Source organism: Paremcibacter congregatus (assembly GCF_006385135.1).
Lineage (GTDB): Bacteria > Pseudomonadota > Alphaproteobacteria > Sphingomonadales > Emcibacteraceae > Paremcibacter > Paremcibacter congregatus.
Genome location: NZ_CP041025.1, coordinates 2901668 through 2917479, shown reverse-complemented (window position 1 = coordinate 2917479; position 15812 = coordinate 2901668). Strand labels below are relative to the sequence as shown.

Sequence of the window (15812 nt, the reverse complement as noted above, 5' to 3'; positions counted from 1 at the left end):
ATAATTATAATACATAATTCCGGAGTGTAGAATGATCCATCTGTCGGATACGGCGGCCCGCCGCCCAAAAGTTTTTATGTGGATGAGCGGCCTGTTGAGTGCGCTGTTGATTGTCCTGGTGGTTTTGCCGACACTCTGGCCCGGAAGCTTCGGGCTGCTGCAGCCGCTGCGGATTGATACGGACCCGGAAAACATGTTGTCGGAAGATGAACCGGTGCGGGTTTTTCATAACCGGCAGAAAAAAGACTTTGCCCTTTATGACATGGTGGTGGTCGGGGTGGTCAACGAAGACCATCCGGAAGGCGTGTTCAATCAAAAATCCCTGAATGACATCCACGCCCTGACGGAATATGCCAAATCCATTCAATGGCAGGACGAGAAAGGCGAAACCCAGGGGGTGATCTCGGTCGACCTGATGGCCCCTTCTACCGTCGATAATATCGAACCCGGCGGACCGGGGGTGGTGAAATTCGAATGGCTGATGAAAACCCCGCCTTTGAACGAGGCCGAGGCGCTGGCCAATCGGGCCAAGGCGCAGAATATACCTCTATTGAATGGCACCATCGTGTCGGACGATGGCAAGGCGGTGGCGCTCTATATGCCGATCACCGCCAAGAATGTCAGCTATAATGTGGTCGAGAAGCTCAAGTCAAAGATCGCCGAATTTGACGGTAATGACCAGTATCATATCACCGGTCTTCCGGTGGCGCAGGATACCTTCGGCGTGGAAATGTTTGTCCAGATGGCGATTTCCGCACCACTGGCGATGCTCCTGATTTTCCTGCTGATGTGGTACTTTTTTAAGAAAGTTTCGCTGGTTGTCTCCCCGATGATTGTCGCCATGGTTTCGGTGATTGGCACCATGGGGTTGCTGGTGATTACCGGCAATACGGTTCATATCATGAGCAGCATGATCCCGATTTTCATCATGCCGATCGCGGTGCTCGACGCCATCCATATCCTGAGCGATTTTTATGACCGCTATCCCCAGTATCGGGATCGGAAACAGACCCTGAAGCATGTGATGCAGGAATTATCCAAACCCATGCTTTTTACCACATTGACGACCGCAGTCGGCTTTGGTTCACTCGCCCTGACGCCGATCCCGCCGGTGCAGGTGTTTGGCGTATTTGTCGCCATCGGGGTGGTGATGGCCTGGTTTTTCACCATAACCCTGATCCCGGCCTATATCATGTTGATGCCGGAGGAGCGTTTCGCGGATTTTGGTCTGGATCACAGTGAATCGGATAATAACAGCCTCATGGCGCGCTTCCTGAGCAGCCTGGGACGGCTTACCTATAGCGGTGCAAAAGTGATTATGATCTTGGTTTTCCTGCTCGTCGGGGTGGCCTGGGTCGGGGTGACGAAGATTGTCATCAATGATAACCCGGTTAAATGGTTTGCACCGGATCATGAAATTCGCGTTGCCGACCGGGCGCTCAACGAACGCTTTGCCGGCACCTATATGGCCTATCTGGTTTTGACGGGCGATCAGAAAGAGCTCGGGCTTGCAGGGTTTTCAGAAAAACTCATTCAGGACATGACCACGTCAAATCTTGCTCCTTTACAGCAGTTGGCGCCGGAAGTTGCGGGCCAGACAGGCCAGGCGACCGATAAAGAACAGTTGATGTCGCTCCTTGTTCAGAAGGTGGAAGACAGGCTCGATAAGGCATCTGACACCGATTATGACGCCTGGGATAAGGCGCTCAGTTGGGTCGAGGGCTATCTCGGGAGGGCGGAAACCTTCAAGAACCCGGACGTCTTGCGTTATATGGCGGGATTGCAGGCCTATCTTCAGGAGCGTGGTCTTGTCGGAAAAAGCAACAGTCTGGCCGATGTGGTGAAAACCGTGCATCGCGAGCTGTTCCAGGGCGATCCGCAGGCCTTCCGCATCCCCGACAGCCGTGGCGCGGTGGCGGAAACCCTGATCACCTATCAGAACAGCCATCGGCCTCAGGATCTATGGCATTTCGTCACCCCGGATTATAAAAAATCCAATATGTGGCTGCAGCTGAAAAGCGGTGACAATCGGGATATGGCGGCCGTGGTGGATCAGGTGGATCGCTATTTTCAGGACCATCCGGCCCCGCAAGGACTGACCCATGACTGGTTTGGCCTGACCTATATCAACGTCATCTGGCAGGACAAGATGGTGTCCGGCATGGCGGAAGCCTTTGTCGGCAGTTTCGCAATTGTATTGCTGATGATGACTGTCCTGTTCCGGTCCCTGTGGTGGGGAATACTCGCCATGATCCCGCTGGCCTTCACCATTGGCATGATCTACGGCATCATCGGGCTGATCGGCAAGGATTATGATATGCCGGTGGCGGTGCTCTCGGCCTTGAGCCTGGGGCTGGCGGTGGATTACGCCATTCACTTTCTGGCCCGCAGTCGGGAAATGCGGAAAAAATATCCGGACTGGCAGACAACGGCGCAGGCGGTGTTTGGCGAACCGGCCCGGGCGATTACCCGTAATGTGATTGTGGTTGGTGTGGGCTTTATGCCCCTGCTTCTGGCGCCCCTGGTGCCTTATCAGACAGTCGGGGTGTTTATTTCCGCCATTCTGGTGCTGGCGGGGGTCGCGAGCCTGACCATCCTGCCGGCCCTGATCCGGATATTCGAAAGTATTTTGTTTAAAGAACAGAAAGAGAAGGAAGTGGCATGAGAAATTTTATCGGTATGACCTTGGCGTTGAGCCTGTTGGGAGCCGCCCCGGCTATTGCGGCGGATGCGATGGATATTGTGAAGAAAGCCAATCACGCGTCATATTACGTCGGTGACGACGGGCGGGCCAAGGTGGCCATGGCCATTACAGATGATCAGGGTCGGGCGCGGGAAAGAGAGTTTGTTATCCTGCGTAAGGACGAGGATGAAACGGATGGACCGCAAAATTTCTATGTCTATTTCAACAAACCCGCCGACGTGAAGAAAATGGTTTTCATGGTGCATAAGAATGTTGACCGTGACGATGATCGCTGGCTCTATCTGCCGGCGCTTGATCTGGTGAAACGCATCGCGGCCAGTGATGAACGCACCAGCTTCGTTGGCTCGCATTTCTATTATGAGGATGTGTCCGGTCGCGGGATCAATGAAGATCTTCACGAACTGATTGAGGAAAATGACGCCACCTATGTGATCCGCAGCACTCCGAAAGACAAGGATGCTGTTGAGTTCGCCTTTTACAAGAACTGGATTCACAAGGGAACCTCCCTGCCGATCAAAACCGAATATTATGATGTCAATGGCAACGTCCTGCGCAGCTATGCCGCCTTGAAGGTGGACCTGGTGGACGGCCATCCGACCGTAACGGCGGCAGAGATGAAGGATCATCAATCCGGTGGCAAGACGGTGATGACCTATAGCGATGTGAAATATGATGTCGGTTTGCCGGAAGATATTTTCACGGAACGTTATTTGCGCAAGGCCCCCCGTAAGTATTTACGGTAAGGCGACCAAGAACGACAAGGAAACTAGTAATGATACGGTTATGGGTGAGTATGGTGGTGGTGTTCGGATTTGCACCAATGGCGTTGGCACAGGATGTCACGCTGCCGGAAGGGCTGGGCAATCTGACGGCGCTGAAGCCGCCGCAAGAGAAACAGGCGGGGTTGCCGGTTGACCTGAGTGGGTTTCTGGAAACCCGTATGGGGGCGCGCCTGCAGAATGACCCGCTGCAAAAGGATATGAGCCTTGGCGAAGCCCGGTTGCAGATAGGACTTGAGAAACAGGTCGATCGTCTGACGTTTCGGGTGGTGTCGGATTTTATCTACGATCCGGTGCAAGATATCTATGATATTGATCTGGAACGTGGTCAGGGCGTTATCGACCTGCGGGAAGCCAATATGGTGTTCAGCCCGCTTGATTTTATGGATGTCAAGCTCGGGCGGCAGATTATCACCTGGGGCACCGGCGATCTGATCTTTATCAACGACCTGTTTGCCAAGGACTGGAACAGCTTTTTTATTGGCCGGGATACGGAATATCTCAAAGCGCCCTCGGACGCCTTGAAAACAGCTTTTTTCTTTGGCGACACCAATCTGGATGTAGTTTATGTCCCGCGCTTTGATGCGGATCGTTTTATCGACGGGACACGCATTTCCTACTTTGACCGGGCGCGGGGAAAATTGAGCGGTCGGGATATGCCGGTGCGGGCGGCGCGGCCGGATGACTGGTTCTCAGACGATGAAATCGCTCTCCGGCTGTATCGTTCCTTCGGGGCTTATGAGGCGGCGCTCTATTATTACGACGGCTACTGGAAAAGTCCTGCAGGTCAGGACCAAGTTACCGGTTTGGCAACTTTTCCCCGGCTGTCAGTGTATGGCGCGAGCCTGCGCGGTCCTGTGCAGGCGGGCATCGGGGCGGTGGAGTTTGGCTATTACAAAAGCGCTGACGGGGCGGCGCATAATCCTCTGGTGCGTAATGACGAGTTGCGTCTGCTGATCAGTTACGAACAGGAAGTTGGCGACGAATTGACCGGCTCGCTGCAATATTATCTGGAACGGCGTCTGGATTATGGTGCCTATCTCGCGACATTGCCTGTGGGCGCGATCCGCGATGACCGGAACCGGCATCTTTTCACCCTTCGGCTGACTAAGCTGATGATGCAACAGGATTTAAAACTGTCTCTGTTTAATTTCTATTCTCCGTCTGATCGGGATGGCTACCTCAGAGCCCAAGTCAGTTACAAAATTCGCGATAATCTGCGTCTGGAAGCGGGGGGAAATATCTTTTATGGCGCGGAGATCCATAGCTTCTTCGGCCAGTTCCAGGATGCCAGCAACGTCTATAGCGCCCTGCATTATGACTTTTAAGGCGGTAGCGAAACAGGATTGAAGTGTAAAAAAAAGACAGAAACAGGGCAAAAGTGTCAGGTTTTTTTACACTTTCTACTCCTGTTGAGGGGCAATATAATATCTTTATTTTAGTATCATATTGTAAGGAAAAGTGTATTCCTTCTTGGCATAAAAATTGCATATTATCTATTGTTCTACAATAACTGATAAAGCCTTAACAGGGGAACTGCTATGATATCATTTAGAGCATTCATGAGTAGAGTATTTGTAATTTCTGTAGCCATTTTTATTTTTTGTGTCATCCCGTCACGTGCCGGCGTTGTGCTGCCCTATGAGCAGGGTTTCGACGTTGGTGATTTCAGGGTCTTCTCACTGGCGGAACTTAATGTCCGGGCCGGATTGGGCAGTCCGCAACCAGGGGAAACCTTTTATGTCGACAGTTCACCGGGAGCCTTGCTGGGCGCCGATGCGATCGTGATTGCAACGGGAACTAACAATGCCGGTGTCAATGACAACCCCAGCGGTATGGATAACGCCTATCGCACCCCGGACGGGGCGGGGTCGTCGTTTGATACCACGGTTGTTGTCGATCCCACCGACGGTCCGGCGTCCGGTGATCTGGCATCCACTTGGGATGCAGAAGTATCGGCTTTGCGAACTCATCTCGGGCCAGACGGTCAATTTGTTGTTTACTTCAACATGAATGATACCGGGAATGATGACCTGGATGGCATAGATATGTTGATTTGGGCCGAATTCACTCTGTCTGGCGTCGCCGTGCCCGATAAGGTTTTTACCTTATATGACATTTTCTCCGATGGCGGATTTGACGAGTGGGTTTATGCCTATGGCACCATTTGTGCCTCGCCAACGGAATATTTCCATGCCGGCCCCTGTGTGGGCGGCGAACCCGCCGGGGCTCAGGACATCAACCAGAATTTGGGGGCAAATGCGGCGGCTTTTGCGGCATTCAATCAGGAACTGAACGACCTTATTCTGGACTCGAATTCAGGCTACACCCTGCTTAATATCGAAGCCAAAATGTCACGGATCAACAACGGTTACGAACAGGCCTTTATCCTGGCGGATACATCTGTGCGCCGAATTCAGGTTGATGCGCCCGCCAGCATGGGCTTATTGCTTCTCGGGATCATGGTCCTTGGGGTGCGATTAAGACTACGCATGAGGCAGTTCGCTGCCTAAGCGCCTTTGCCGCCTGATTTTTAACTTACATCTATGCGCGCCAGTCCCTTGATATAAAGGGGCTGGCTTTTTCATTTTCTGTTCGGTCTGCTAAAAAAACAGTTCACGCTTAAAATATTCCGTGTATGCTCTGCGGCAAGGGAAGATACAAAATTTCCCACACAAAATATTAGTTAGATTATTGTAAGGGAGTTCCCATGCCAGGGCAGAGCAAACGTAACACATTCAAAGCAATATTCGGGCCGGGGCTGCTGTTCGCCGCCACCAGTGTCGGGGTGTCTCATATTATCCAGTCGACGCGGGCTGGGGCGGAATTCGGTCTGGGCATTTTATTGACAGTCTTGCTGGTCAATGTGATCAAATATCCGGCGTTTCAGTTCGGAACCCAATATTCTTTGTCCACCGGCACCACGTTGCTGCAGGGCTATCGCAATATCGGGAAATGGGCGGTCCTGTCTTTTCTTATTGTCAATCTTTTGGTGATGCCGGTGGTGTTCGCCGCCTTGTCATTGGCGACGTCGGGGGTCATCATCGTGGTGACCGGCACCAGCCTCAGCACCGCCATCCTCAGTCCGCTCCTGTTGCTCAGTTGTGTGGCATTACTGCAATTCGGGGGGTATGCTATTCTGGAAAAAGTGGTCAAAATTCTGGTCATTCTGTTTACCGGGCTCACCTTCATCGCCACAGGCAATGCGTTGATGACGCCAGGTGTGTTTTCAAGCTTTACGGCCTTTCCCACCAATGTCAGTCTGCCGTCCCTGTTTTTCATCGTCGCTTTTGTCGGCTGGATGCCAACCGGGCTTGAGGCCAGCGTCTGGCAGTCAACCTGGACCTTGAAGAAGGCCCGGCAAAAACCGGACGCCGTCGGGCGGGGGCAGTTCCGGCTCGATTTCAATATCGGTTATGTGGGCACCACATTGCTGGCCTTTTGTTTTATCATCCTTGGGACAGCGCTGATGCACAATACGGGGGATCAGTTCCCGGCTTCGGCCCCGGCGTTTATCGCCCAGGTAATCAAGCTCTATAGCTCGTCCATTGGTGAATGGTGTGTGCCACTGATCGGGCTGTGCACGTTTGCAGTACTTTTTTCAACGGTCATCACCGTGATTGACGGCTTTCCGCGGGCATTGATGACGGCGACGGAACGCTTGTGGCAGGACGAAGCGCCTTGGCAGCAGGATCATCAGCAAAAAGGAATGCTCTATCTGTGTTTCATGATCGGGGGCTGTATCGGGGCTTACCTGCTGGTGATGTTCTGGACCGCGTCCTTCAAGATGTTTATTGACTTTGCCACGACAGTCTCCTTCGTCTTCGCCCCTGTGCTGGCGTATCTCAACCACAGAGCCATGCACAGCATTGAAGTGCCGGTGGAAGACAGACCGAAAGGGGTAGTGAATATGGTGTCGTTGGTGGCGATTGTTGTGTTGACCCTGTTTGCCAGTTACTATTTTTATCTGAAGGCGATCAACTAGATACAGAAGGAAATGCCCGTATGACATGGATTACCACCATTCCTTATGCCGCGGCGACCGGCAGATTGAAAAAGCTCTATGACAGGGTCAAGGGACCAGATGACAAAATCGATAACATCCTGATGTCTCACAGTCTGCGGCCTCATACGCTGGAAGGCCATATGGCGCTGTATAAATATGTTCTGCATCATACGGGCAACAAACTGGATAAATGGTTTCTTGAGGCCGTTGGCACTTATGTCAGTTATCTGAATAACTGCCATTATTGTGTTGATCATCATTATGAAGGCATGCGGCGGTTACTCAAGGATGACCCGCGGGCGGTTGATATCCGGCAAGCGTTTGAGACCAGAGACCCGGCCCGGGCGTTTCCCGTACATCAGGCGGCTTTACTGCAATATGCAGAGAAACTCACCTGCATGCCCCACGAAATTTCTGAAGACAATATCGCGAAGCTGCGTGAGGCGGGGTATGACGACGGGGAAATCCTTGAGGTCAACCAGGTAACGGCCTATTTCAACTACGCGAACCGGACTGTATTGGGGCTGGGGGTATCGACGAAAGGAGATATTCTCGGTCTGTCGCCCAATAATACCGACAATTCTGATGATTGGTCGCACAGCTAAGGCTTTAAAGGTTAATATCTATTAACCATATATCGCAAGTGTTTGTTTATTATTCTCTGATACAAACTCTGTAGGACCCTCTATATGCGCCAAGATTGCGCAGGGGGGCGCTCGGTGTTTTTGTATTTGGTTGGAGAGAACAAAATGGCAGACAATACTCAGGAAAAATCGTCACCAAACGATGCTGATATTGAATTAGACCCCATCATTCAGGGGGCCGATCGGGTTCGCGCAAATGAAGACGAAGAGGCGCACCTGAATACTGCCGGCGAAGACGATACGCAGGACACACAGACACGGGCCAATATTCATCTTGGCGGGCGCACCGCCGAAGGTGAAACTCTCCCTGAACAGGAGGACGGCGGAATGGCCGTGGCTTCTGTTGAAAATACCGTGAGCACAACATCACCAGTCCATGATACGCTGGAAGAAGCCGAAGCCAGACTGGCGGCCCTTTTGCAGGAAGATGCGGAGGAAGCCGCAGATGTCGTAACAGAGGAGCCGCTTCTGACAGGCGCTACCGCCACATCTGCATTGGATTTTGAACAAAACACCACAACGACACAGACTGCTCAACCCACTTCGGCTTTCCTGGCCCAGGACAGCGAGATTACAGAAACGCAGACCACCACCCAGAGCCAGACTTCTGCTCTGCCCCCTGAAGAAGAAACTGCGGAACCGGCAGAACCTGAAAATACGGCTCCGGTTGCGGGCAATATTGATCTTGGCGCGACGCTGGAAGACACGAGCGTGACCTTCACGGCGGCGGATTTACTGGCCAACAGTACCGATGTGGACGGCGACAGCCTGTCGGTGACGGCCGTGTCGGTTGATCCGGCTTACGGGACTGTCAGTGACAATGGCGACGGGACCTACAGCTTTACCCCGACGGAGAATTACAATGGCGACGATGTGCCATTAAGCTTCACAGTCAGTGACGGCGTGGATTCTGCCCAGGCGACGGCCTCCCTTGATGTGACGGCGCTCAATGACGGACCAACTGTTTCCGGCCCAACGGGCTTTGCGGGGACGGAAGATACGGGAATTGTCTTTTCCGAAACGGACCTTTTGGCCAACGCCTCTGACGTGGACGGCGATACCTTAAGCGTCGCCAATCTGACCAGCGACAGTGGCAGCCTGAACGATAATGGCGACGGGACCTGGACCCTGACGCCGGATGCGGATTTTAACGGCACCGTCAACCTTAATTACGATGTGTCTGATGGCACGACGACCACGGCGGCGAGCGGCGCGATCGATGTGGCGGCGGTCAACGACGGCCCCGTGGCGACGGCGGACGGTTTTGCGGGGACGGAAGATCAGGCGATCTCGGGCAATGTTCTGACAAACGATACGGATGTGGACGGCGACGTTTTAAGCGTTGTGGCGGAAACCATCACGACGGCCCAGGGCGGTACGGTGACGATCGCGGCGGACGGCAGCTTTGACTATAGCCCGGCGGCGGATTTTAATGGCGAGGACAGCTTCAGCTACACCCTGTCGGACGGAACGACCACGGACAGCGGCAGCGTCACCTTGACGGTGGCGGCGGAGAATGACGGTCCGATTGCGGGCAATATTGATCTTGGCGCGACGCTGGAAGACACGAGCGTGACCTTCACGGCGGCGGATTTACTGGCCAACAGTACCGATGTGGACGGCGACAGCCTGTCGGTGACGGCCGTGTCGGTTGATCCGGCTTACGGGACTGTCAGTGACAATGGCGACGGGACCTACAGCTTTACCCCGACGGAGAATTACAATGGCGACGATGTGCCATTAAGCTTCACAGTCAGTGACGGCGTGGATTCTGCCCAGGCGACGGCCTCCCTTGATGTGACGGCGCTCAATGACGGACCAACTGTTTCCGGCCCAACGGGCTTTGCGGGGACGGAAGATACGGGAATTGTCTTTTCCGAAACGGACCTTTTGGCCAACGCCTCTGACGTGGACGGCGATACCTTAAGCGTCGCCAATCTGACCAGCGACAGTGGCAGCCTGAACGATAATGGCGACGGGACCTGGACCCTGACGCCGGATGCGGATTTTAACGGCACCGTCAACCTTAATTACGATGTGTCTGATGGCACGACGACCACGGCGGCGAGCGGCGCGATCGATGTGGCGGCGGTCAACGACGGCCCCGTGGCGACGGCGGACGGTTTTGCGGGGACGGAAGATCAGGCGATCTCGGGCAATGTTCTGACAAACGATACGGATGTGGACGGCGACGTTTTAAGCGTTGTGGCGGAAACCATCACGACGGCCCAGGGCGGTACGGTGACGATCGCGGCGGACGGCAGCTTTGACTATAGCCCGGCGGCGGATTTTAATGGCGAGGACAGCTTCAGCTACACCCTGTCGGACGGAACGACCACGGACAGCGGCAGCGTCACCTTGACGGTGGCGGCGGAGAATGACGGTCCGATTGCGGGCAATATCGATCTTGGCGCGACGCTGGAAGACACGAGCGTGACCTTCACGGCGGCGGATTTACTGGCCAACAGCACCGATGTAGACGGCGACAGCCTGTCGGTGACGGCCGTGTCGGTTGATCCGGCTTACGGGACTGTCAGTGACAATGGCGACGGGACCTACAGCTTTACCCCGACGGAGAATTACAATGGCGACGATGTGCCATTAAGCTTCACAGTCAGTGACGGCGTGGATTCTGCCCAGGCGACGGCCTCCCTTGATGTGACGGCGCTCAATGACGGACCAACTGTTTCCGGCCCAACGGGCTTTGCGGGGACGGAAGATACGGGAATTGTCTTTTCCGAAACGGACCTTTTGGCCAACGCCTCTGACGTGGACGGCGATACCTTAAGCGTCGCCAATCTGACCAGCGACAGTGGCAGCCTGAACGATAATGGCGACGGGACCTGGACCCTGACGCCGGATGCGGATTTTAACGGCACCGTCAACCTTAATTACGATGTGTCTGATGGCACGACGACCACGGCGGCGAGCGGCGCGATCGATGTGGCGGCGGTCAACGACGGCCCCGTGGCGACGGCGGACGGTTTTGCGGGGACGGAAGATCAGGCGATCTCGGGCAATGTTCTGACAAACGATACGGATGTGGACGGCGACGTTTTAAGCGTTGTGGCGGAAACCATCACGACGGCCCAGGGCGGTACGGTGACGATCGCGGCGGACGGCAGCTTTGACTATAGCCCGGCGGCGGATTTTAATGGCGAGGACAGCTTCAGCTACACCCTGTCGGACGGAACGACCACGGACAGCGGCAGCGTCACCTTGACGGTGGCGGCGGAGAATGACGGTCCGATTGCGGGCAATATCGATCTTGGCGCGACGCTGGAAGACACGAGCGTGACCTTCACGGCGGCGGATTTACTGGCCAACAGCACCGATGTAGACGGCGACAGCCTGTCGGTGACGGCCATGTCGGTTGATCCGGCTTACGGGACTGTGGCCGACAATGGCGACGGGACCTACAGCTTTACCCCGACGGAGAATTACAATGGCGATGATGTGCCGTTGAGCTTCACAGTCAGTGACGGCGTGGATTCTGCCCAGGCGTCAGCCACTCTTGATGTGGCGGCGGTCAACGACGGACCAACTGTTTCCGGCCCAACGGGCTTTGCGGGGACGGAAGATACGGGAATTGTCTTTTCCGAAACGGACCTTTTGGCCAACGCCTCTGACGTGGACGGCGATACCTTAAGCGTCGCCAATCTGACCAGCGACAGTGGCAGCCTGAACGATAATGGCGACGGGACCTGGACCCTGACGCCGGATGCGGATTTTAACGGCACCGTCAACCTTAATTACGATGTGTCTGATGGCACGACGACCACGGCGGCGAGCGGCGCGATCGATGTGACGGCGGTCAACGACGGCCCCGTGGCGACGGCGGACGGTTTTGCGGGGACGGAAGATCAGGCGATCTCGGGCAATGTTCTGACAAACGATACGGATGTGGACGGCGACGTTTTAAGCGTTGTGGCGGAAACCATCACGACGGCCCAGGGCGGTACGGTGGTGATTGCGGCGGACGGCAGCTTTGACTATAGCCCGGCGGCGGATTTTAATGGCGAGGACAGCTTCAGCTACACCCTGTCGGACGGAACGACCACGGACAGCGGCAGCGTCACCTTGACGGTGGCGGCGGAGAATGACGGTCCGATTGCGGGCAATATCGATCTTGGCGCGACGCTGGAAGACACGAGCGTGACCTTCACGGCGGCGGATTTACTGGCCAACAGCACCGATGTAGACGGCGACAGCCTGTCGGTGACGGCCGTGTCGGTTGATCCGGCTTACGGGACTGTGGCCGACAATGGCGACGGGACCTACAGCTTTACCCCGGCAGAGAATTACAGTGGCGACGATGTGCCATTGAGCTTCACCGTTTCTGACGGCGTTGAGACGTCTCAGGCGACGGCCTCCCTTGATGTGACGGCGGTCGCGGACGGGCCCTCTCTTGGGGTGAGTAAAACTCTGGAAAACACAGATGGACAATATGATATTTCCGGTGGCGGAGAGATTACCATCGACGCCAGCTATCTGTCTGTAGAGGCGGGCTATAACAGTTCTCATGGTTATTATGTCGCGGACGCGGATGGAAACCCGATCGGCGGGGCCATTATCCAGGATAATGTTAAAGATGCTGATTCTCACTCAATCACAATCAATCCGGATGATTATCCTGGTGGCGTGACGTTGGGGTTCTTTATCATCCCGGACGGCCATGACGCGAACGCGTCCATGACAGATGGCTCTGCCGTTACGTTTGAGCAAATTGATGGTGTATGGACGCCGATGCAGGAGGGTGCGCCATTGTCAGGTCAGGGCGCTCCGGCCTATTTCAGCAATCAGGCCCTTAATCCGGATGGTTATGACCATTTGGCGGATACAGTCCGTGAAGGTAACCAGAATTGGGAAGACCTTTATGGCGGCGGAGATAAAGATCATACGGATGTCAATACCCAGATTGAGGTGAGACAGACAACCGATGTGACGGAGACCGTTCAAGGCAATGAAGAGAACGCCATTGCCCTGCCGGATATTACGGCTTCATTGAATGATGTCGACGGGTCGGAGAGCCTGAGCCTGGTGATTTCCCAGGTGCCGGAAGGAACTGTTCTGCAGGATAGTGCCGGTCATAGCTTTACGGCAACTGCCGATACAGGTTCTGTAGATGTAACAGGCTGGACGCTGGAGGATCTTACGGTCACCCCGGCGGAAGGAACGGTTGATTTTGATCTTCAGGTAACGGCGACTTCGACTGAAGACAGCAATGGTGACAGCGCCACGACAACTTCGATCATTTCTGTTGATGTCAACAATGGCCCGGATGCCGTCGCCGATACGGCGTCTGCGGGTGAAAACCAGGCTATTACAGTGGATGTTCTCGCCAATGATACCGATATCAACGGGGACACGCTTAGCCTGACCGACGTTGTTGTGCCGTCGGGTCAAGGGGGGGTATCCATCGTTGATGGACAAGTACAATTTGATCCGGGCAGTGACTTTGATGATCTGAAAGCTGGGGAAACGCAGGATGTTGTCGTTACGTATGAAGCGAGCGATGGCCAGGGCGGAAGTGTGGAATCTACTCTGACGATTACAGTCACCGGCAGCAATGACGGTCCTGTGGCGGAAGCCGATGTGGCGATGACCGGGGAAGACAGCAGTGTGACCCTGAATGTGCTGGCCAATGACACAGACGTGGAAGGGGACAGCCTCAGTGTAACATCAGCTTCTGTCAGCAGCGGTCAGGGAGCTGTGACGATCAATGACGACGGCACGTTGAGTTATGATCCGGGTGAGTCGTATGCGGGGCTTGATGATGGCGAGAGCGCCACGGTGGAAATCAGCTATACAGTCAGTGACGGCCAGGGCGGTACGGATAGCGCAACCGCTACGGTGACTGTGACGGGGTCTAACGACGGTCCGGTTGTGGGGACTGTTGATCTTGGCGCGACGCTGGAAGACACGAGCATGACCTTCACGGCGGCGGATCTGCTGTCCAACAGCACCGATGTGGACGGCGACAGCCTGTCGGTGACGGCCGTGTCGGTTGATCCGGCTTACGGGACTGTCAGTGACAATGGCGACGGGACCTACAGTTTTACCCCGACAGAGAATTACAGCGGCGACAATGTGCCGTTGAACTTCACGGTCAGTGACGGGGTGGATTCTGGCCAGGCGACCGCATCAATTGACGTGACCGCAGTGGTGGATGGTGTAATGTTGCATGCCGGTTCCACGACAACTACGACGACTGACTCCGGGTTTGAAGACGCGGTGATTACCGAGGGAACCCAGACGGGCACCAGCGGTTTCTATATGGCGGATAGTCTCGGGGACTGGCATACCGATTCAGGCGCCTTCGAGGTCTGGTCGGAAGAGCAGACCAGTCAGGCCTATACCGCGTCAGAGGGCGGTCAATATCTTGAACTGAACAAAGACACGACCGGAACCTATGCGGATACCATGAATATCTATCAGGATATACAAACCCAGGAAGGTCACGACTATAGCTTCAGTTTCGATTTCTCTGCCCGACCGGGCTATGATGAAGATGTGTCAAAGGTAGAGGTCTGGATCAACGGCGAGAAAGTTGAGGAAATCTCCGATTCGGGGATCGGGGCTACTGATACCAACTGGTCCAATCATGAATATAGTTTTACCGGGGATGGTTCTTCGGTTCGGGTTGAAATCAAATATGCAGGCGAGGGGGCGCAATATGGGCGCGGGGCGTATATTGATAATCTGACGGTGACAGATGTGGAGGATGTTGAATGGGCAGCGTCCGGTACGGAGGGCCTGGCGATCGCCTTGCCGGAAATTATCTCCTCACTGGTGGATACGGATGGGTCTGAAACCATGGCCCTGAGCATTTCAGCGATACCGGAAGGAGCCGTGCTTTCTGATGGCGCGGGCAACAGTTTTACAGCGTCAACGGGCGATACAGCAATTGATGTTTCTGACTGGGCTTTGGACAGCATGACGATCACGCCGGCGGAGGGGACGACAGATTTCGACCTTCAGGTCGCGGCGACCGTGACGGAAACAAGCACCGGCGACAGTGTTACAACCAGTCACGCTCTTGCGGTGCACGTGGAAAGTGACGCCCCCGGGGCAGACCCGGTTGATCATGATGCTGCCCCGGCTGTGCCGGAGGGCTATACCGTGACAACCGGGACGGAAGCCGGAGATGCCCTGCAGGGCAGCGACGGCGTCAATGATTATATCGATGGCGCGGGAGGGGCAGATCATATTGTTGCCGGCAGTGGTGACGATATCGTTTATGGCGGCAGTGGCGGAGATGCCCTGAACGGGGATGCGGGGAATGATACGCTGTATGGTGGTGCCGGGGATGATGCTCTTTATGGCGGCGATCAGAATGATATTCTGGTCGGGGGCAGCGGGAATGATGCACTGTACGGGCAGCTGCATGATGACACGTTTGTTTTCGGGGCCAATGAAGGGGCCGATACCGTTGATGGCGGTGCGGGCTGGACCGATACCATTCAACTGGATGGATATGACGGCGCCGGTAGCCAGCAGGGCTGGACCTTGACGCTGGATGATGGCTCCACCATTACCTCAACCGATGAAGAAGCCCACGAGATGATGTTGTCAGAAGATGCATCCGGGACCATTACCTTTGACAGCGGCGGGACCATTGATTTCGACAATATCGAGAAGATTGTCTGGTAGTGGCCAGACGCGGACCTTAACGTGCA

7 protein-coding genes are annotated in these 15812 nt (G+C 54.9%); all 7 read left to right on the top strand.

Features of this window, described 5'->3' with window-relative positions:
- The first annotated feature begins 31 nt into the window (after positions 1-31).
- The 7 genes from FIV45_RS12810 to FIV45_RS12780 all read left to right on the top strand — a co-directional run bounded on the left by FIV45_RS12810 (position 32) and on the right by FIV45_RS12780 (position 15786).
- Positions 32-2665 (top strand): efflux RND transporter permease subunit, encoded by a 2634-nt coding sequence (locus FIV45_RS12810; protein ID WP_099475343.1) that lies wholly within the window; start codon positions 32-34, stop codon positions 2663-2665.
- A complete protein-coding gene (locus FIV45_RS12805; RefSeq protein WP_099475344.1) occupies positions 2662-3447 on the top strand; it encodes an outer membrane lipoprotein-sorting protein in 786 nt (261 codons plus the stop codon). The genes FIV45_RS12810 and FIV45_RS12805 overlap by 4 nt, the downstream gene beginning before the upstream one ends.
- A gap of 29 nt (positions 3448-3476) precedes the next feature.
- Positions 3477-4811, top strand: a complete 1335-nt coding sequence (locus FIV45_RS12800; protein ID WP_099475345.1) for a hypothetical protein — start codon at positions 3477-3479, stop codon at positions 4809-4811.
- A gap of 234 nt (positions 4812-5045) precedes the next feature.
- Positions 5046-5996 carry a hypothetical protein gene (locus FIV45_RS12795; RefSeq protein WP_099475346.1) on the top strand — a complete coding sequence of 317 codons (951 nt, stop codon included), beginning with the start codon at positions 5046-5048 and terminating at the stop codon, positions 5994-5996.
- A 197-nt stretch (positions 5997-6193) separates the two neighbouring features.
- Positions 6194-7468, top strand: coding sequence for an NRAMP family divalent metal transporter (locus FIV45_RS12790; protein WP_099475347.1), 1275 nt, complete (start codon positions 6194-6196; stop codon positions 7466-7468).
- A gap of 20 nt (positions 7469-7488) precedes the next feature.
- Complete coding sequence (locus FIV45_RS12785) at positions 7489-8094, top strand: carboxymuconolactone decarboxylase family protein (protein ID WP_099475348.1); 606 nt, start codon at positions 7489-7491, stop codon at positions 8092-8094.
- A gap of 144 nt (positions 8095-8238) precedes the next feature.
- A complete protein-coding gene (locus FIV45_RS12780; RefSeq protein WP_181040073.1) occupies positions 8239-15786 on the top strand; it encodes a cadherin-like domain-containing protein in 7548 nt (2515 codons plus the stop codon).
- Positions 15787-15812: the final 26 nt, after the last annotated feature.

Coding starts and splice junctions, on each gene's coding strand:
- FIV45_RS12810 (WP_099475343.1), top strand. CDS start 32: ATGATCCATCTGTCGGATACGGCGGCCCGCCGCCCAAAAGTTTTTATG.
- FIV45_RS12780 (WP_181040073.1), top strand. CDS start 8,239: ATGGCAGACAATACTCAGGAAAAATCGTCACCAAACGATGCTGATATT.
- FIV45_RS12790 (WP_099475347.1), top strand. CDS start 6,194: ATGCCAGGGCAGAGCAAACGTAACACATTCAAAGCAATATTCGGGCCG.
- FIV45_RS12805 (WP_099475344.1), top strand. CDS start 2,662: ATGAGAAATTTTATCGGTATGACCTTGGCGTTGAGCCTGTTGGGAGCC.
- FIV45_RS12785 (WP_099475348.1), top strand. CDS start 7,489: ATGACATGGATTACCACCATTCCTTATGCCGCGGCGACCGGCAGATTG.
- FIV45_RS12800 (WP_099475345.1), top strand. CDS start 3,477: ATGATACGGTTATGGGTGAGTATGGTGGTGGTGTTCGGATTTGCACCA.
- FIV45_RS12795 (WP_099475346.1), top strand. CDS start 5,046: ATGAGTAGAGTATTTGTAATTTCTGTAGCCATTTTTATTTTTTGTGTC.